The sequence below is a fragment of the Nitrosomonas sp. Nm132 genome (assembly GCF_900100485.1).
Taxonomy (GTDB): domain Bacteria; phylum Pseudomonadota; class Gammaproteobacteria; order Burkholderiales; family Nitrosomonadaceae; genus Nitrosomonas.
In genome coordinates, this window is the sequence record NZ_FNDH01000006.1 from 97,201 (window position 1) to 115,530 (window position 18,330).

Sequence of the window (18,330 nt, forward strand, 5' to 3'; positions counted from 1 at the left end):
AGCGTCCATCACTCTCTCTTTTAATATAAAAATATTTATTCTGGTATGGAGTGTTGCTTCCTGTATATTTAAACCAGTAATTGCTAAGACAAGGGCTTGACCATGACTGGATGTTATTTTGATACTCTACAACAGTACCACAAGATAAATTATTAATGAGTTTATAGCTAAAGCTCAATTCCAATCCTTTTTAAAAATTTAAAGTTAATCTCGCAAAAAAAGTTCGTTCAGGTACGTATCGAGTAGGTATTGCTTCAGATATATAAAAGCCAGTATTTCTATAAAAGAATTTATCGTTTAATAAGTTCCTTCCTTCAAAAGCGAGCATTCCTCTACGATTGGGAAATCGATAGCCCATGATAGAATCGAGCAGGAAGAACGTATCTACCCCAGAATTTGTCTTTTCTGGATTCCTTTCTTGATTATCATTAAAATCTCGCTTACGTCGCAAATTCTGCTTAACTGTGTTTATAGCAGCGTTGAAAAAGAAACCCTGTGGATGAAAATAATTAATGGTTATTGGCAAACTTAATGTTTGAATTCTACCTGGATCATCATCTTCTATAAGGTCTTGATGATTCCGAGTAAATTTTTCAAATTGCATTTCACCCTTAATTGCCCAATTTGAATTGAATAGCCAATAGAAATATGCCCGATATAGCTGTTCATTTTGTTTTTGGTTATTTGGTACTTCTAGCTTACGCTCAGATATTTCGATCCCGCTATATAATTGATTAGTAAAATGAGTATCAAGTCCAACTCCCATTCGCCTGGATTTCGTACCATTAAGGTCATCAAAGAATTGATTGAAACCAGCCACTTGTGTTGGCTCCAATGATTGTTGAGCTATCAGATGGGATTTGGTTGCTTGAAGCCATGCCGCTCTTAATCTGACAGAATTTGTAATATTCCACTGCAAACCAAATTTTGGATTAATCTTTTCATCTTTTTTTTCGGTTAAAGGCAGATCTGAGAATGCGTCGTAGCTTAGTGCTAATGTTGCATTTATATTTTGGAGAAAATTGGTATTTGTGTAAATGTAGGCACTTTCACGCTCCAGCAGCTCTTTCGAGGGAGCTCCTTTGAAATTCCAATCAAACCAATAACCACTTCCACCAATTATTGAATTGAAATTTTTTGTTCTGAACATATGCTGAGCTTCAATCTGAAAACCTTTATTTTCGAGGCCAGAATCAGAATCGCCAAATTTTTGGATTTCAGAACGATCAATATATTTGCCGGAGAAAATCAGGTCCTGATTGGGTGATAGCGCATATCGCGCTCCTATTCTCGCCGTATCTTCACTCAGCTCTCGTCGATAACTTGGGTCATAGTTCTTAGGATTGAAATCCAGCGTCAAATCCCCTTGTTCTGTCTTCCGAGTACGGAATTCAGCCTGCACGTTGAATTTGGGAGTTAGCGCATACTGCATGAATACATTATAAATATTGTGGGTTTGGTCATTATTGTTAGGTATTCCAGGATCGTTTCTTTTAAACCCTTTAGTATCATAATGAAATTGTCCCAGGCTAATTGAGGCACGATCATAAACGGCTGAAGCTACAATCTCATCCCCAAGCGTGCTATTGCTGCCAAAAATACCAGAAGCAACCAGTTGCGGTTTGTTGCGTTCCATGAGAGGGGCGAATTCGTTGAACCCTGATATTGCCGGACCGGTGCCGGTGATGATGTTAAGATCAGCGATGGCCAAGTGGGGCTGTACTGGGTTGACATTGATCGGTTGCAACAGTTGTGCTTGCAGCAGTTCACTGACACGGGCAATCTCATGGCGCGGAATGTTGACATATACATCAGAGAGGAAGCGGTGCGCAGAATGATTTGCTGGATCGAGGCTCAGCGATTTGGCAGTTTCCATCAATGCGCGCTTTTCAAACCCCAGGTTATCATAAATGCGGGCAAGACTCGAACTGCGTCCGGCTTGATCCTGGTCAAGCAGCAACTTTGATCGATACACCGCTCGATTATTATTCAGTTCAATCGATTTCTGGATGTCACGCAGGGCATCCATTGGCTGGTTCTGAGTCTGTTTCTGAATCGCATCATAAAACCAGGGCGTGGGATCATTGGGATCACGTTCCTTGGCTAGATCAAATTGGGTACTGGCTAAGGAGTAGCGCTTTTCTTCAAAATAAGCCTTACCAAGGTAACTGCGTATCAGTGAGTTAGCGGGATCAAGACTTGTCGCAATTTCGATTTCGATGCGACCTGCTTCCAGCTTACCTTCGCGGATCAAGGCTAGCCCCAACCCGAGTCTGGGCATGGGATCAGCCTGATCGAGTTCGATCGCTTGGGTAAAGGTTGCTTTAGCTTTTTTCGTGTCGATTCGCAGTAAATAAGCAAATCCGAGCACGGTTTGCGTTTTGCCCAGATGAGGATTCAGGCTTACTGCTTGTTGAGCCGCTTCCAATGCGCGATCGATATAGCCAGTGGACATGTGCAGTTCCGAGAGCCGTGCCCAGGCCAGAGCATTTTTTTCGTCTAAGCGAATTGCTTCTTCCACACTGCCAAGCGCTTCTTCAATCTTAAAGTGCGCCTGTTGTGCATAGGAAAGTGCCAATCTAGCAGTGGGTGAGGTACGATCGAGTTCAACTGCCTGGTTGGCTAGGCTCAGTGCATTTTCTTTGACATTTTGCACCACTGCAATCATGGCTTGCAGGGCGTAAGCATCGCTGTCGTATGGTTGAAGCTGAAGTGCTTGTTCGATGTCAGTTCTGGCTTCATCTACCCGCCCTACAGAGAGTAGCAATCCTGCGCGATACGTCAGCAGGTGGGAGGTGAATTCATGCGGGACGATCTGATCCAGTATTGACAACGCCTCAAATAGCCTGCCTTGGCGAGAGTGTTCTAACGAGGTGCGCCAGATTGGTTGCACCGATTCAGCAACCATTTTTTCATCCAAACGGTAATCGATGATACTGGGGTAATACAGTGCCCACTGAACTGCATCAATTGGTCGAATGACACCCTCCTTATGAGGAGCCTGATCTTTAAGGATCGTTGCAGATTCACGATCACTCAACACAAGGCTGCCTTGTTTATTGCTGGCGATCACTTTGCCTTCGTATACCACGATGCTAGCTTTGTCTTGTTCAACCCCAATAAAAAACTCAGTGCCTTCTACCCCCCCATTGACGAAGGGGGTCCTGATTTCGAAGGGTATAGGGGTACGGGTAATGATGTGTAACTTACCCTTGAGTAAATCCAGCAAGGAAGCTTTTTCAGCTTCCGGCTCGACAATGGTGAGGGTCGTTTTCTGATCAAGTCTCAGCATGCTGTCATTGCTTAGCCTAATAGAAGCCCGACTGCGAGAGCGAACTCTCAGCATATCTCCCTGACATAGCTTTTGATAAGGCTCTACTCGCTGCCAGCGTCGCTCCTCTGCCCTGCGTAGTTCTACGATACCTTCGACTGAAATAATATGTGCCGCTATAACAGAGCATAAAGCTGTTGAGGCGACAGCACTGGCACTATAGGCGCTGCAATAAAAGACGAATAAGGTGATTAGCAAAACTTGCCATACAAACCTCCATAGACTCTGGAATTTTTGCCTTTTCTTTCTCTCTTGAAAACCATCAACATTACACATTGATTAATAAACCACCTCTTAACACCCAATATTACAGAAACTATATGCTATAACCATATTAGCATTATTGTTTAACGCTTTTATGAATTTTCTGATATAGCAGAACCAAATAAGAATGATTCAAAGAGCATATGATTTGAAGAGAATATCGATTGGGAAGTTTTGTTGTTTACGGATGGTTTGGCTTGAGCCCATTGGTGTTCTATGGGATTGAGAACTGGAGGATAAGGTGGAAGATATTCGATGATGTGCCCTGCGTATGAGAAATATTTCTGAATATCGTTGCGTTTGGGGAAAGTAGCCTTATCCATAGCGATGATCGACGCAAGAGGCCATTTTGGCAAGAGATCCTGCATCGTCCATCCCATGAAACCCATCGGCGTTGATGTTGGCTTCAAACAGGCCAACAGAGTTACCAATAGTTTTCCGATCAGGGCGCCAATTGCGTTGCTACGGCCTTTCGCGTGCCAGTCATGCGTGCGATAACATCTCCGTGGCCAATGGGGGTGATAACCCCGCGTGCGCGGCGCATCGCGGGCGAAACCACTCTCGTCGATGTAGACTATCGTTCGTCCCGCTGCTTCATATGCCGCAATCTTCTCCCGAAAGATACGCCATGTGCCTTCGTCCGCTTTGGAATGTTTCAGTTTTTTTATAGGAGACACGCAGCTTCCTGAGCGCATGAAAAACCGCATTCTGCGCTACGCCCAGACGCGCCGCACGCTCGTACTGGTAGGCATCAGGTTAATTACGGATATCCTATGTCAGAATCTCAAGATCGACTTAACGCTTGCGAGAACCCGATGGCTTGCAGTGAATATCCTTCAGCCAGCGCATAACGCTCGCAACGCCAACACTAACCCGAATATTTCATAAATTGGCACGTGCCCTCACTTGCCTTTTGATTAATAAGAAAGATTTTGCTCAGTCGGGTGTATGAATCACTACACCCCTCCTTCTCAAAACTTCCCTATTAATCAAAATCCTGCGTGATCATCACGCGAATTTATGAAATATTCGGGCTAAACCGACCCGCGACCTCGGCAATTGTAAGCCCTTCTTCCTCACGGATAGATAAAACTTTACGGTAAAAATCCAGAAAGTACGCCATTCCTTCAAAGAGCCAAAATTATTTGGTTTGGCTATATTTCTCAAAGATTTTCCGAAAAAAGTTGATCAGATATTCTGATCTGGAAAAAGTCCTATCATCATTACTTCCCTGGCAGCCGAGTAATGCCACTCCATGACTGAGGTGGAATCAAGCGATAACCCTGGCAAAGATTCAGAAAAAAGTGTGATGGCCCATCGTCAGGAAAAACCTGGAGAATTTCTAAAAAATGATCGCAGGCACCAGACCAGTCTTGCGACTCATAGGCTAGCAAGCCATTAGTGAAACCTTCACATAACCAAATTTGATCATTATTTGCCCCCTCCTTGGGGGCTACGAGCTCTACCAGCTCGATCGGAATTGATCTACCGGAAAGTAGAATTTTTCCCAGAGGGCGCACTAGAAAGTCATCTAAACCGTCTAGCACTGCTTTTGATAACAGCAGGCGCGTTTTAAAATATTTGTTTGCGCCCTGAATGCGATTGGTAGTGTTAACTATATCCCCGACGGCACGATATTCATAATGGTGCATGGCACCGACATTTCCCAGTGCCATCTCACCAGCATGCAGACCGATTCGGGTTGGTAACCGAAATTCACCGTTATTCCGGTTAAAATGCTCAACAGCCTTAATAATCTCAAGAGCGGCAAAACATGCCTGTCTACGCTGAAAGGATAGTGCAGTTGATGCAGCCCATATGGCCAGCATTGCATCTCCCTTTACATCGGAAACGATACCTTCATACTGTTTTACTGGCTTGAATAAGGTTGCGTAATAATCATTCATCAAAAGCCTGAGTTCCGTCGGACTCAATCTTCCTCCAAGCTCTGTATACTTGTCGGCATCTGTATCCATGCAGATACCATAAAGCAACTGACTGCTTGTCGTTTCTCTACCGGCATTATTAACAAAATCATTAACTACCTGCTCAGGTACATACTTGCCGAATGCTTCCCGGAGAATCAAGCGCTCTTTAACAGATTCAACATATTTCAATAATAAAGCAGCACCACAGGCCAATAGCATTTGTGCTAATGGTATGACTATCGGCAGCCATACGTGCGCCATTTTAAAAAGATAATAAGCACCAGAACCATAAAGAAGCACCAATATAACACCTACCAGTACAGCACTTCGATCTGGTAAAACCAAAAAAACCAAGCACAGCATGAAACCAGACAGAAAAAGAATGGAGAGCGTACCTATTAAAGGTATCGGCCGCACAGGACGGTCATCCAGTAAGTTAGCAAAAGCTGTTGCAGCAATCTCGACGCCACTAATCTGCAAACCATCTGATTGGTTGAATACCGTGACATAATCATCCCTTAACTCATCCTGTTCACTAAAACTATCAGCAGATACCCCGACCAAGACAGCCTTGCCTTTTAGATCTAGCTGTTCAGATTCAGCCGCATCAGAGTGCAGAACTTGATGATACGATATTGTTCTTATGGTACGTGGTGGCCCATAAAAATTAAGGTACCTTGTTTCGCTCCCGGAATACAGATTAAGCAATGCACGTATGATCTTTTTATTACCATGGCTAGTAAGTTGGCTCCGATCCAGTTCATACTGCATATCGTCCGCCAGTTTTGCATTGTTAGCTAATACATTCCGCAACGTAAACATCAAATCCTCAATGTCGAGGTCATGCTGACTGGCTGGTATTTGGGTCGCCAGCAATGGATCTACGATGCGTAGTAGATGAACGAAATCATCATAAGCTTGAAGTGCGAAAATCTGTAACATAACCGATGGCAATGAGGGAATATCGCCCCCACTGGTATTGAATGCCCAATACTGTGTCACAGAACCTCTGGGTAAAATGAATGGAGCAGTGGCTCGGGCGGCATCGGCAATAATTGGCAAAATTGGCAAACGCCAAATGCCAACCAGCCTTGGATAATCCCGAAAAGAAAACCCTTCTTTCTTTTTCGTATCATCTAATTCAGAACCAATTCCATGCTTTGTTTGACAATCATCCAACTTTTTTTCGGTCTGATATGGAAAAGAATCTGTATCCCGGGAATCGATCAATCTTTCCACCAAAACAACGTTACCAGCCTTGCTCATCGCATGTGCCAGCTTTTCGTCGCTTTCAGGTCTCCTGCCACAAGCTCCAAATCTCAGATCAAATGAAATAACCTCAGCTCCTGCTACGACGAGCTTATCAATTAAATCAGCATGCCGATCACGTGGCCACTCCTTTGGATTGAGCGGCAAATTTAACTCAGAAGCAGATGATTGGTCGACTGCAATGACAATAACATCAGCAGATGCAGATATCGCGCCACGCAAATGAAATAACCAGCTTAGGCCATATTCCTCCTCTATAACTAACCCCACTGGCATTAGATATACTACGACTCCGACCAAGCCAGTCGACAAGGCTATAAAAAATCGCTTGGGCCAATTGATCATATTTGCCCATTAACCCGAATATTTCATAAATTCGCGTGATGATCACGCAGAATTTTGATTAATAGGGAAGTTTTGAGAAGGAGTGGTGTAGTGATTCGTACACCCGACTGAGCAAAATCTTTCCTATTAATCAAAAGGCAAGTGAGGACTCGTGCCAATTTATGAAATATTCGGGTTAACTACTCATTTCCTCCTGGCCATACCTTTCCATTAATCCACCAATTGCGGCCTCATAAAATATGATCGATATTGCAATCTTCCTTGTGTTCTTAATCATGACATTTTCCCCTTATTACCATCTGGTAATCTTCGTTATACAAAAATAACAGTTCAAGTAGCCAAATTGGATGCTACCGGATATTGAATACAAAGAACAATGCCCTACTCTGCTGATTCCGCTAGATGAGTCGGATAAAGTAGATTAACTGGATGAGAAGGAAGTACAGCCATTTACCCTCTTGTCCCACTCACATACGCTGCCGTCAGGGGGTGAGTGGGAGTTTCAAAAATATCCCGGCAGTGACCAAATTCAACCAGATGGCCGATGCGCTCGCGCTCCTTCACCCAGAAAAACGCGGCGTAATTGGCGATACGCCGTGCCTGCGCCAGGTTGTGGGTCACAATCACGATGGTATAGCGCCCGTTTAACCGGTTGATCAAGTCTTCCACCACGCTGGAGGCAATGGGATCCAGTGCACTGCACGGTTCATCCATCAATAAAATCTGCGGATCGAGCGCCAGTGCACGGGCGATACATAGCCGTTGCTGCTGACCGCCAGACAGACTCAATGCCGGAGCATCCAGCCGGTCGCAAACTTCATCCCATAAGCCGACATCACGTAGTACCTGTTCCGTGATAACCTGAATGTCCGCCCGTTGCGTGATGCCATGCTCACGCAATGGCAAAGCGATGTTGCGTTGAATGGACAATGGAAAAGGCGTGGGTTTCTGAAACACCATGCCGATCTGCTTGCGCAACTGCTGCACATTGCAGGTAGCATCATAAATATCATTACCTTCGAACTGAACAGCCCCTTCAACGCGGCAATCTGGAATCAAATCGGTCAAGCGATTGATCGCGGATAAGAAGCTGGTTTTTCCGCAACCGGAAGGACCAATCAGAGCGGTAATACAGCCCCGGTAAATAGCCAGCGTCACCTTGTCGAGCGCACGCTTGGCGCCATAAAAAAGTGAAAGATCCTTGACCTGAATGACGGGTTCGGGAATGCAACAATAAGGACCTGTCTGCAAGGGGCCGAGTGTATAAGCATTGCTCTTATCACAAGTCGGTTGCGCTGGGTTCAATACTTCACGATCATTCAGATAATCGGTCATATCAGATTTCGGTTTCATTCTGTATTCAGTTTTCTACGCTGCCAGAAATGGATCAGTTGCATTGCAATTAGGTTGATCACGAGCAGCAATATGATCAGCACCAGTGCCGAAGCATAGGCAGGCGCATCCCCCCCCGGCACATTCATCGACAAGTCAAAAATATGCAGCGCCAGCACACGCCCAGAATCCAGCAGTGACTCCGGCATACGATCAACATAACCACTGGTAAACATCAGCGCCGCTGTTTCCGCCGCAGCCCGTCCGATTCCCAACAATAATCCTGCTGCCCAGGCTGGCGCCGCTACCGGCAACAACAAATGAAACAACGTGGCCGTACGTGACATACCTAGCGCAGCTGCAGATAAACGATAACTCTCTGGCACAGCCCGTAACCCTGCTTCCGCTGTGCTTACCAGAATGGGTAACAGCATACATGCCAAGGTCAGTCCCCCGGATAAAATGGAAAAACCCATACCCAGATAAATGCTAAAAAACGCATAGCCAAACAGGCCAAATACGATAGAAGGCACGCCTGCCAATACCTGCAAACTGTAACGCACCCACCGACCAAGCAGACTCATGGCAGGAATAAACTCCGCCAGTAACATGGCGGTCGCCCATCCGACTGGTAATGCCACCAGCAGCGCGATCAGCAAGACCAGCAAAGTGGATATCAGTATGGAGCCAATACCGCCCGCACGCCCTGCATCGCGTGGCACATCGGTCAGAAAATCCCATGATAGCAGCGCACCGCCGCCATGGATCAGATCGAGCAGTATCCATAGAAACACTCCGCTCACACATAGCACCATGAGATAAATCAGCAGCCGGATCATTTGATCACGCAACAGATGGTTAGGCTTGCCGGTAACACCTATCTGCTTATACATGATGCTCCTTACCGAGCCATCCTGCCAAGCTCGTCAACACCATCACCAGTAATAACAACAGCAAACCCGAGACAAACAACACCGCTCGATGGTCGCTCATGGCATAGGCCATTTCCAATGCGATATTGGCAGTCAAAGTACGGATGGGAGCAAACAGGCTGTCTGCATGCTGCACTACATTTCCCGCCACCATTAACACCGCCATGGTTTCTCCTATCGCACGACCGGCTGCAAGTAATATTCCCGCCACGATTCCTTTACGTGCTGCAGGCAAAACCACGCCATAAATCATTCCCCAGCGCGACAACCCGAGTGCTGCTGCTGATCTCAGATATTCGCCTGGAACAGCCGTCAGTGCAGCATGGCTTGTCAATGCCAGCGTAGGCAAAATCATCAGCGTCAAGATGAGTATCGCGGCAAGCAAGCTCGCACCAGGTGGCTGCCATTGATTGATCATTGGCACCAAGGTAGTCAGCCCCCAGAATCCGAATACCACCGAGGGAATACCAGCCAACAATTCAATCAGCCGCCGATACAGAATGGCCATGCGAGGTGAAGCGTAAAACGCCATGAACAGCGCCGAAGCAATTCCCAGAGGAATTGCCAGAAAAAGGGCGCCACAACTCGCGTAAAGGGTTCCTGTCACCATCGGCAACAGGTTGTAGTGATCTTCCAGCGGGTGCCAGGTCTCATCGGTAAAAAACCGTATGAGTGCGATATGCTGCAATGCCGGCCAGGATTCCAGCAGTAAAAACAGCATGATCAACACCATGATCAGGGCTGCCATCACTGCACCTGCACGCAACAACCACTGCAGCCACTTATCAATCGATGCTGATTGGAACAAAATACTGCGCTTCCACCAAGTCATGCGCTTGCTCCGTGCGAGCAAAATCTAGGAATTGTTTCACCAGTCCTGTCGGTGTCATCCGGGTTACCAGGTTAAGTGGACGCGACAGCGGATAACTTCCATTGCGCACATTAGCAACCGACGCAGCTATTCCATCCATCGGCAGCAGTTTGATGGGCACGCCGCGTTGGGCGCCGTATTCTGCGGTGCCAATAGAGACATAACCCACCGCATGAGAGTTGCCGGCCAAGGTCTTGATGCCCTGCTGATTGTCACCGATAACGATATGCGGCTTGATATCACTGTTTTTCAGTTGAAAATAGGTCAAAAATAATTCCAGCGTGGAGCGCCCTTCCGCCTTGTTGACTACCGTAATGCGGGCATTCTTTCCACCCAGTTCTTGCCAGTTGGCTATCTTACCTGTGTAAATATCAGCAATCTGTTGGGGGGTAAGTGAAGTAACAGGATTACTGGCATGAATAATGATTCCTACCCCATCCAATGCAATAGTGAAGGCCTGTAAATCCTGCTCATCCGCTTTCATGGCGCGTGACACCATGCCGATATCGGCAACGCCCTTGCGCGTATCGTTGATCCCCCGTGAAGAACCGCCTGTTTGCACATCCACGCGCACACCGGGATGCAGCGATTCAAACCGCCGCCCGAGTTCAACGGCCAAAGGCGCAATCGTGCTCGATCCGGTCAATACCAATTTATGCGGAGTAGTCAATGTAGCAGCACCCGCCCCCGATAGAGCCAGCACCGCGATTGTGATCCAGATCGATTGCCTCCAAAATCTCATGGTTTGTCCCTCCTGCGCGCATGATAACGCTCTACCCAACTCAACAAACGGCGTGAAACATGCTGACGTTTCCATTCCCCCGCCACATATTTGTTGGCCTCCGGCCACGTTGGATAAGTATGAATCGTTCCCAGAATTTTGTTGAGCCCCAAGCCATGTTTCATGGCGAGCACAAATTCCGCCAGCAGATCACTGGCATGTTCACTGACGATCGTCACGCCTAATATCCGGTCTCTGCCCGGCACCGTCAATACTTTAATAAAACCCTGCGCGGCTTCATCGGCAATGGCACGATCGAGTTCCTTCAATTCATAACGCGTCACCTCATAGGCGATATTGCGTGCTTTTGCGTCTTGTTCGGATAAGCCAACACGCGCCACTTCCGGGTCGGTAAAGGTCGCCCAGGGAATCACGGAATAATCGACCTTGAAGCGTTTGAGATGACCAAACAACGCATTGACCGAGGCATACCATGCCTGATGTGCAGCCGCATGCGTAAACTGATAAGGCCCGACTACATCGCCACAGGCATAGATGTTGGGATAAATCGTTTGCAGCCAGCCATTCGTCTCGATGGTACGTTTCGGAGTCAATGGGATGTTCAGCTCTTCCAGACCCAGTCCTTCCGTGCGAGCAATTCTACCGGCCGCGCACAACATGGCATCGAATGGCAGCACTTCCTCTTTACCCGTTCGATCACGCACGACCAGCCGCTGCTCATTGCTGCTTTTTTCACAGCGCACGGCTTCCGTCTGCGTCAATACCCGCACCCCATCCACTTGCAGCGCTGCTTCAACCAGCGCTACCACCTCAGTGTCTTCGCGCATCATCAAATGATCCCGCTCGACCTGCGTGACTTGACAGCCCAAGCGGGCGAATGCTTGCGCCAATTCACAACCGATCGGCCCACCACCAAGCACCACCAGCCGTTTCGGTCGCTGCGTCAGTGACCAAATGGTTTCCGAGGTGTAGTAGTTAACTTGCTCCAATCCCGGAATCGCTGGAATAAATGGCCGGGCACCAGTTGCAATCACTATCGCGCGCGTGGTCAAGATTTGCCCATTCACTGTCACCGCCCACGGTGAGGTAATGCGCGCTTCACCCTGTATCACCTCCACGCCTAACTGAGTATAGCGCTCCACAGAATCGTGCGGCTCAACGGTGTGGATAACGCGCTGAACACGCGCCATGATATCACTGAAATCATAGTCGAGCGCCACCTGGCCTATGCCTAGTGACCGAGCATGTTTTGCCTGCCTGACAAAATTAGCGGTACGAATCAGTGCTTTGGAGGGAACACACCCATAATTCAGACAGTCTCCGCCCATTTTGTGACTTTCGATCAGCGTCACCTTGGCACGTGTAGCGGCTGCAATATAGGAAGTCACCAGACCAGCTGCGCCTGCGCCAATCACCACCAGATTGCGATCAAAATGAGCTGGCTTGGGCCAAGGAGCGTAGAGCCGCCGCTGCTTGATGATGTCGATTGCCCAGCGTGCGCACCATGGGAAAATAGCCAGCAGCAAAAATGATCCGATCAATGCGGGCGACAAAATATCGGATAGGCTGGTAATAGCAGCAAGCTGGGTACCTGCGTTGACATAAACTGCCGACCCAGCCAGCATACCGATCAGGCTTGCCCAAAAAAAAGTGCTGACGCGAATCGCCGTGAGGCCCATCAGCAGATTGATCAGAAAGAAAGGAAAAACGGGTATCAGGCGCAACGAGAAAAGATAAAACGCGCCATCCCGTTCTAGACCACTATTAATTGCTTCAAGACGATCACCAAAACGGCGTTGCACTGCATCACGAAACAGATAGCGTACCGCCAGAAAAGCAAGTGTGGCACCGAGGGTGGCTGAAATCAGCACAACGGGCACGCCAACCCAGAACCCCAGCACCGCCCCGCCCGCTAGCGACATGGCAGCGGCACCCGGTAACGAAAGCGCCGCCATGATGATATAAGTCACTGCATAAAGGCTGATCACCCAGAGGGACTGTTCCCGATAAATCAGCTGAAGCTCATCATGACTTGCCTTAAGCACTTCTAAACTGAAGAAATGCTCCAGATCAAAAGCAAAAAACAATCCGATCAACACCAATAGGAACCCGAGTAACCACCCGTGTTTATTCATCCTGCTCCTTGGTTATCCAAATTATTTCAGTTCACTGCATGAGGCCCCAAAACGAAAGCAACTATAACACCGATGATGTTTCATGCTGACCGGTACTTGCAAACTGTCCGCAAGTGTTTCCGCCAGTGCGTAATCGGGATCATCATCCACCAGCGTACAGGCATACACCTGCATTCTGCCGGCTATCTTGACGACCATCCTGCTGAATGCACACATGAACTGTTGGCGAGTCTTTTCAGTCTGGTACGTGGTCATGCAATGGGTGGTGATATGCGGAACGATAACCTCCGTTTCAGGGGGGTGAAATTCGGGAAATTCGATACGGGGCAGATCCCCTGGTAAACCTGCCGCTTCAAGTATTTCGCTAAAGCGCCTAGATACCTCATTCGCATCCATGCCAGAAATTACCTGACTCGCGATGGATAAGGAAAAACCATTCTGATAAAGTTTTCGCATGCCTTCCAGCGCATGGGCAAACATACCCTCTCCCCTTCCCTGATCATGCTGCATTGCGTCGAAATGATCGAGGCTAACCCGAAAATGCAATGGATTGGGACAATTAAGTAAGGGTTCGAGTTGGTGAAGGCGTTTGATCAGCGGCTCTGTCCCATTGGTAAGCACCAAACAAGGCCGATGCTGTAACCCAGCATTTAATATGCGCACGATATCCTTGTTGATGAACGGCTCACCACCGGTAAAGGAAAACTGCCGCACACCCAGCGCCACAGCTTCGTCGATGAACGGTTTTACGTCATCAAAACGTGCTAATTGCAGCCGGTTATCGCCTGGCTTCGAACCTTCCAGGCAAAAAGGACATGCCAGGTTACAAGCGGTGCCGGTATGAAACCAGACTTCTTCCAGGCCATGCGCTTGGATGAAGCCGCGCGGCTCGCCTTCCAACGTGCGATACCACAAATCAGATCGTGCTGAATAATAGTTAACTTTTGTATCCATATGGAAAGCTCAGCAACATCCCCCGCTCGCTTTACCATTGATATTTCCAATTTGATCATCGAAAGGTAGGCCCATACCACACCCTGGGAAAATACCAAAATGACGATCAAAATTGCCGTAGAAATCGAAATGTTCCTTAAAGCGCGTGTCATGCAGCATACGCAAAGTATTACCACAAACAGGAAACTGTCGACCTGCCTCGATCGCATGATGCTTGTCCAGTATAAACAAATGCGGATGATAGGGAATCGAACCACGGTAAACTACCGATTGGCCATGATCCTCGCAAGCAGGTTCCAAATTTTCCAGCTTGAACAAGCGATAGGTGGCCGAATAGAAGCGTATATTGCCGGTGCGTTCTGCGAGATGGGCATTGCCAATCGTCACAGGTCGATCATCTACCAAGCGTGGATCGATAAAGCCACAGTGACGCGCAAGCTGCAGAAAATCGTTCCAGTACAATGCTCCGCCCAGACATTCGCCATACAAAACAGGATCTCTAGCCAGAACGGCAGGAATGCGCCGGTCGCTATACACATCGGAGAAATACAATTCACCTCCTGGCTTAAGCACTCGCCAAGCTTCGCGCAGCACTGCTGCCTTATCCAGCGCAAGATTGATCACGCAATTGGACACGATCACATCGATACTCGCATCCGACAACTCAAGCTCATGCAAGCGCTCGATATCACCCTGTAGAAAATGGACATTACTGCTGGCATAGCCAAATAGCTGACGATGATAATCTTCGTGTCGGCATGCTACGGCCAATTGCTCTTCTGTCATATCTACGCCAATGACCCGTCCCTGTTCCCCAACCAATTGAGACAGCACATAGACATCACGCCCAGCGCCACAGCCGAGATCAAGCACCGTCAGGCCGTCCAGCAGCTGCGGCAATACCAGACCACAGCCATAGTAGCGGCTCAGCACTTCACTATGAACTTTTGCCAACAGGGGCTTTACATACTCCGGCAAACCTGAATCGGTGCAGCAGGCATTGGTTTGCAGATCTGCAGAGCTAGTCAGCGTTTCACCATAGTATTTCTGAACAATCTCTTGCATGAGATTTCTCCTTTTATAAAAATTGTCAGGGCCGGCGAGCGCGATACTGTTCTGCTAATTTAGCAGGTGACATGCCGCATGCAAAGTATATTGCCAATTTGCGATTGTGCCAGGTGCGCCGCCACCAGCCATCACGCTGCCAGCGACGTGAATCCACCCAGATTGGTTCCAGTAATGGCTGAAAATGTCCCAAACCACGTAATCCTTTCACCAAGGGCACTTCCTCGAACAGCGGCCAGGGTGCATGCCCACCCGCCGCAAAATAGGCATCCCGTTTGGCAAAAATGCCCTGATCGCCATAAGGCACACCAAAACGACTGCGCAGGGCAATGGCCGGTTCCAGTATCAGCGCTGGCCAGGCACGAGGTGCATCAAAGTAGAAACGGAAATAACCGCCGACCGCACCTTGCGCGAGCGCCTGCCCCATCGCTGCCAAGGGATCAACAGACAAACGCACATCGACATGTAGAAACCAGAGCGCTTCTCCTTGCGCCAATGCGGCGCCCTGCGACAACTGCCGTCCTCGACAGGGTTCACTCGCTAGCCAGCACACGCCGTGCCGAGTACACACATCGCGGCAAGTTTGACTATTCGCCCCATCGACTACGATGATCTCCGTAGGACGATGCGGCAATTTTTGTAACTGTTCAAGCAGTTGCACTAACCTTTCTTCATCCTGATAACAGGGAATGATAACGCTAAAGCTAATCATCATGATTTTCCATTTTATTGATAATGTTACTCACCAGCGCATGGAGCTGTCGTCGGGCTGGCCTCTCCTCATTTTGCAGCAATGCAACCAATTCCAGGCAATCTTCTAGCTTATCTACATCAGAACGTTGCGCCAGTAGCGCAACAGACTGCCCTGCGCTGCGACAACAATCTATCAAGGCAGCACCCAACTGATCAGTGCTCCAAGGTAGACTAACCAGCAAAGGCCAGGGGTGACAGCTGGCCATCAAGGCAACTCCGCCATCGGTTGCCGGTATCAGCACGGTATCATGGTGCTGCAAGGCAGCACGGCAAGCGGCATAGTCAGTCTCCGTCAGTAAAGGCGCATCGCTACCGATATAAACCAGTTGCTTCAATCCCTCGCTTCGCAGCTTGCTATCGATTCCATTCAAACGCTGCCCGAGATTGCCCGTTGCCTGGGGTCGTATCCGTACAGACTTCGATGACAGCAGCAAAGTTGCTGCCCAATCATGATCCGCCTCCAAAGCGGGTGCAATCACCACAGGTCCCTGCCAATTCTTCACATCTTCCAGTGCACAATTTAACAGCGCTTGCGCAATCTGCCGGGTTTTTTCCATCCCTAGCCTAGCAACCAGCCGCTGCTTACCAATCCCCAACGCGGGTCGTTTACACACCAGAACCAGAGTTATTTCATCCATGCCTAACGATCATTTATTAGTGACGAATCATTTTGCACTAAACCAGAGTCACCATACCATGCTGTAGCTTCAGTACCAGTATTATCTGTATCGGTCATAATCGCTACGGTACCGACTCCTCACCAAAATAAACGCCGGTAATCAGCGCGCAAATAGATTCTTCTGCCGTTGTTTTCTAGCATATAGTGCATTTTTTCCAGCAAATGAAAGAGCCAGGCATTACAACTTGGCTCAAACTACCGAGTCCCTGGGAAACCTAGCCCGAATATTTCATAAATTCGGGCTAGAGCGGTTCATGTTGAATTGCCAGGTTAGACATAAACCAGGAATTAATCTCAACGTCTACCACATCAGCAAGTCGATTAAAAACAATAAAGATCTCCATGATGCCAAGTGCTTCCCTCTGGTATCTCGGATTTCAAGTAAATAACATCTCAAACCAGATTTTCTATTTTATATAGTGTCGTCATGAGATGGGAAGGATGACAAAATTGGCAAATTACTAATGGGAGATTTGCCATGAATTCAGCGAGTGCACCATACCGCAGACACGACATTTCAGATGTCGTTATCAATGCGCTATTCTGGATCTTAAGGGCAGGTGCTCCGTGGCGTGATTTGCCACCCTTCTATGGTGATTGGAAGAACACACACCGTCACTTTTACCGCTAGCGTGGCCACGACATTTGGGAATTTCTATTGAAGCAGTTGATTGATAATACAGATTATGAGCGGTTAATGACGGATGCCAGTCACATCAAGGTGCATCCACACGCTGCTGGTGCAAAAGGTGGAAATCAGGGTATGAATCACACAGAAGGGGGCCAACACAAAATAGCATCTGGCCGTGGATACGTTTGGCATGCTGGTCAGAATTATTATTTATGCAAGGTACCCCAGCGGATTGTACACAAGCTTCCCGCCTGATTGAGGGCATTACAGCCAAATATTTGCTGGCGGATCGTGGCTACGATAGCGATACTGTTGTGGGGCAGGCTAAAATTCAAGGCATGAAACCTGTGATTCCATCTCGAAAAAACCGGAAAATACCAAAAAATTGTGATCCAAAACGCTATCGTTACGTCACATTATAGAGAATGCATTTTACATCTCAAACGATGGCGTGGTATAGCTACACGCTACGCTAAAACTTCAGCATCCTTTCTTGCAGCCATTCAGATTCGATGCATCGCCCTTTGGGCTAAACACCTTGTGACGATACCTTCTAGTGATGGGTCAATATCCTTAGCGATCAACTCACGCGCTTCGTCTTGCTTTTTTTGTGCATCCGCAAGGGCAACAGCCGGATAAACGCTTATCGCCAATACCTTGCATTTATCTGCATATCGGTAATCCATGTGCCAATACTTCCCGGCAGATTTCACCAGTAAAATATAAGCCACCACTGTCGGTTATTTTGTAGGGTTTGGGAGATAGTTTGACCTTACGTACTACGGTATCTGAAAGTACCATCAAAAATACCGTTACTTTGTCGGTATGCCTAGATATGTTGTGATACGATCAATACCGATAAATACTCTAGGGTCTGTTGACGTTTTGAGGTAAGTATTTCATAAATCGAAGTAAACTCGTAATATTGAGAGATTTTTACACCCCCCCACAAAACGAGTTTACGATGCCCCGACTGATGCTCACCGATGAATTCTGGCCGAAGCTGGAGAAGATTCTGCTTCAAGAAGCGATTTATAACAAGCGCAATCTGCGCATGACGGTGGAGGGTGTGCTATACCGAATGCGGGTTGGTTGTCCG

At 47.8% G+C, this 18,330-nt stretch carries 15 protein-coding genes and 3 pseudogenes; 3 read left to right on the forward strand and 15 right to left on the reverse strand.

The genetic code is table 11. From position 1 onward, the window contains the following. Positions 1-190: 190 nt before the first annotated feature. The 3 genes from BLP80_RS04090 to BLP80_RS16570 form a co-directional block, all read right to left on the reverse strand. Complete coding sequence (locus tag BLP80_RS04090) at positions 191-3,529, reverse strand: FecR domain-containing protein (RefSeq protein WP_371128804.1); 3,339 nt, start codon at positions 3,527-3,529, stop codon at positions 191-193. A 158-nt stretch (positions 3,530-3,687) separates the two neighbouring features. After that, on the reverse strand, positions 3,688-4,218 hold the full coding sequence (locus tag BLP80_RS04095; RefSeq protein ID WP_371128805.1) for a transposase: 531 nt from the start codon (positions 4,216-4,218) through the stop codon (positions 3,688-3,690). Then, on the reverse strand, positions 4,190-4,318 hold the full coding sequence (locus BLP80_RS16570; protein ID WP_371128806.1) for a hypothetical protein: 129 nt from the start codon (positions 4,316-4,318) through the stop codon (positions 4,190-4,192). The genes BLP80_RS04095 and BLP80_RS16570 overlap by 29 nt, the downstream gene beginning before the upstream one ends. On the opposite strand from BLP80_RS16570, the gene BLP80_RS04100 reads away from it, so the two are divergent. Next, positions 4,289-4,483 carry a hypothetical protein gene (locus BLP80_RS04100; protein ID WP_090540415.1) on the forward strand — a complete coding sequence of 65 codons (195 nt, stop codon included), beginning with the start codon at positions 4,289-4,291 and terminating at the stop codon, positions 4,481-4,483. The genes BLP80_RS16570 and BLP80_RS04100 overlap by 30 nt on opposite strands. 335 nt (positions 4,484-4,818) lie before the next feature. Here BLP80_RS04100 and BLP80_RS04105 read toward each other — a convergent pair whose 3' ends face one another. From BLP80_RS04105 to BLP80_RS16575, 11 genes and pseudogenes are all read right to left on the reverse strand, one after another. Further along, entirely contained in the window at positions 4,819-7,137 is a 2,319-nt protein-coding gene (locus BLP80_RS04105) for a CHASE2 domain-containing protein (protein ID WP_090540417.1), read from the reverse strand. Positions 7,138-7,587: 450 nt separating this feature from the next. After that, positions 7,588-8,490, reverse strand: a complete 903-nt coding sequence (locus tag BLP80_RS04110) for a phosphate ABC transporter ATP-binding protein (RefSeq protein ID WP_256324944.1) — start codon at positions 8,488-8,490, stop codon at positions 7,588-7,590. Then, the gene (pstA, locus tag BLP80_RS04115) at positions 8,487-9,362 is read right to left on the reverse strand and encodes a phosphate ABC transporter permease PstA (protein WP_090540419.1); all 876 of its coding nucleotides are present in this window, start codon (positions 9,360-9,362) and stop codon (positions 8,487-8,489) included. The genes BLP80_RS04110 and pstA overlap by 4 nt, the downstream gene beginning before the upstream one ends. Next, complete coding sequence (pstC, locus tag BLP80_RS04120) at positions 9,355-10,233, reverse strand: phosphate ABC transporter permease subunit PstC (protein WP_090540421.1); 879 nt, start codon at positions 10,231-10,233, stop codon at positions 9,355-9,357. Before pstC ends, pstA begins: the two co-directional genes overlap by 8 nt. Continuing rightward, positions 10,187-11,014 (reverse strand): phosphate ABC transporter substrate-binding protein, encoded by an 828-nt coding sequence (locus BLP80_RS04125; RefSeq protein ID WP_090540424.1) that lies wholly within the window; start codon positions 11,012-11,014, stop codon positions 10,187-10,189. The genes pstC and BLP80_RS04125 overlap by 47 nt, the downstream gene beginning before the upstream one ends. Next, a complete protein-coding gene (locus tag BLP80_RS04130) occupies positions 11,011-13,149 on the reverse strand; it encodes an FAD-dependent oxidoreductase (protein WP_090540426.1) in 2,139 nt (712 codons plus the stop codon). The genes BLP80_RS04125 and BLP80_RS04130 overlap by 4 nt, the downstream gene beginning before the upstream one ends. Positions 13,150-13,170: 21 nt before the next feature. Next, positions 13,171-14,103, reverse strand: a complete 933-nt coding sequence (locus BLP80_RS04135; RefSeq protein WP_090540428.1) for a radical SAM protein — start codon at positions 14,101-14,103, stop codon at positions 13,171-13,173. Between the two features lie 9 nt (positions 14,104-14,112). Then, positions 14,113-15,168 (reverse strand): methyltransferase domain-containing protein, encoded by a 1,056-nt coding sequence (locus BLP80_RS04140; RefSeq protein WP_090540430.1) that lies wholly within the window; start codon positions 15,166-15,168, stop codon positions 14,113-14,115. Between the two features lie 25 nt (positions 15,169-15,193). Further along, positions 15,194-15,883, reverse strand: a complete 690-nt coding sequence (locus BLP80_RS04145; protein ID WP_256324945.1) for a TIGR04283 family arsenosugar biosynthesis glycosyltransferase — start codon at positions 15,881-15,883, stop codon at positions 15,194-15,196. Continuing rightward, entirely contained in the window at positions 15,873-16,559 is a 687-nt protein-coding gene (locus BLP80_RS04150; RefSeq protein ID WP_090540434.1) for a TIGR04282 family arsenosugar biosynthesis glycosyltransferase, read from the reverse strand. The genes BLP80_RS04145 and BLP80_RS04150 overlap by 11 nt, the downstream gene beginning before the upstream one ends. 2 nt (positions 16,560-16,561) lie before the next feature. Beyond that, a pseudogene (locus tag BLP80_RS16575) lies at positions 16,562-16,666 on the reverse strand (DUF3047 domain-containing protein); the annotation flags it as partial. 412 nt (positions 16,667-17,078) lie between these two features. Between BLP80_RS16575 and BLP80_RS16110 the strand changes: the two are divergent. Next, positions 17,079-17,762: pseudogene (locus BLP80_RS16110) on the forward strand (IS5 family transposase); the annotation flags it as partial. Here the strand turns inward: BLP80_RS16110 and BLP80_RS15865 are convergent. Continuing rightward, complete coding sequence (locus BLP80_RS15865; protein WP_371128803.1) at positions 17,735-17,965, reverse strand: Arm DNA-binding domain-containing protein; 231 nt, start codon at positions 17,963-17,965, stop codon at positions 17,735-17,737. The pseudogene BLP80_RS16110 and the gene BLP80_RS15865 sit on opposite strands and share 28 nt — an antisense overlap. Positions 17,966-18,195: 230 nt before the next feature. Here BLP80_RS15865 and BLP80_RS04170 point away from each other — a divergent pair. Next, positions 18,196-18,330, forward strand: a pseudogene (locus tag BLP80_RS04170) (IS5/IS1182 family transposase); the annotation flags it as partial.

What these genes read in the sequence shown, in the direction of transcription:
- BLP80_RS04110 (WP_256324944.1), bottom strand. Translation starts at nt 8,490, where the DNA reads ATGAAACCGAAATCTGATATGACCGATTATCTGAATGATCGTGAAGTA.
- BLP80_RS04135 (WP_090540428.1), bottom strand. Translation starts at nt 14,103, where the DNA reads ATGGATACAAAAGTTAACTATTATTCAGCACGATCTGATTTGTGGTAT.
- BLP80_RS04140 (WP_090540430.1), bottom strand. Translation starts at nt 15,168, where the DNA reads ATGCAAGAGATTGTTCAGAAATACTATGGTGAAACGCTGACTAGCTCT.
- BLP80_RS04130 (WP_090540426.1), bottom strand. Translation starts at nt 13,149, where the DNA reads ATGAATAAACACGGGTGGTTACTCGGGTTCCTATTGGTGTTGATCGGA.
- BLP80_RS04150 (WP_090540434.1), bottom strand. Translation starts at nt 16,559, where the DNA reads ATGGATGAAATAACTCTGGTTCTGGTGTGTAAACGACCCGCGTTGGGG.
- BLP80_RS04105 (WP_090540417.1), bottom strand. Translation starts at nt 7,137, where the DNA reads ATGATCAATTGGCCCAAGCGATTTTTTATAGCCTTGTCGACTGGCTTG.
- BLP80_RS04100 (WP_090540415.1), top strand. Translation starts at nt 4,289, where the DNA reads ATGAAAAACCGCATTCTGCGCTACGCCCAGACGCGCCGCACGCTCGTA.
- BLP80_RS04125 (WP_090540424.1), bottom strand. Translation starts at nt 11,014, where the DNA reads ATGAGATTTTGGAGGCAATCGATCTGGATCACAATCGCGGTGCTGGCT.
- pstA (WP_090540419.1), bottom strand. Translation starts at nt 9,362, where the DNA reads ATGTATAAGCAGATAGGTGTTACCGGCAAGCCTAACCATCTGTTGCGT.
- pstC (WP_090540421.1), bottom strand. Translation starts at nt 10,233, where the DNA reads ATGACTTGGTGGAAGCGCAGTATTTTGTTCCAATCAGCATCGATTGAT.
- BLP80_RS04145 (WP_256324945.1), bottom strand. Translation starts at nt 15,883, where the DNA reads ATGATGATTAGCTTTAGCGTTATCATTCCCTGTTATCAGGATGAAGAA.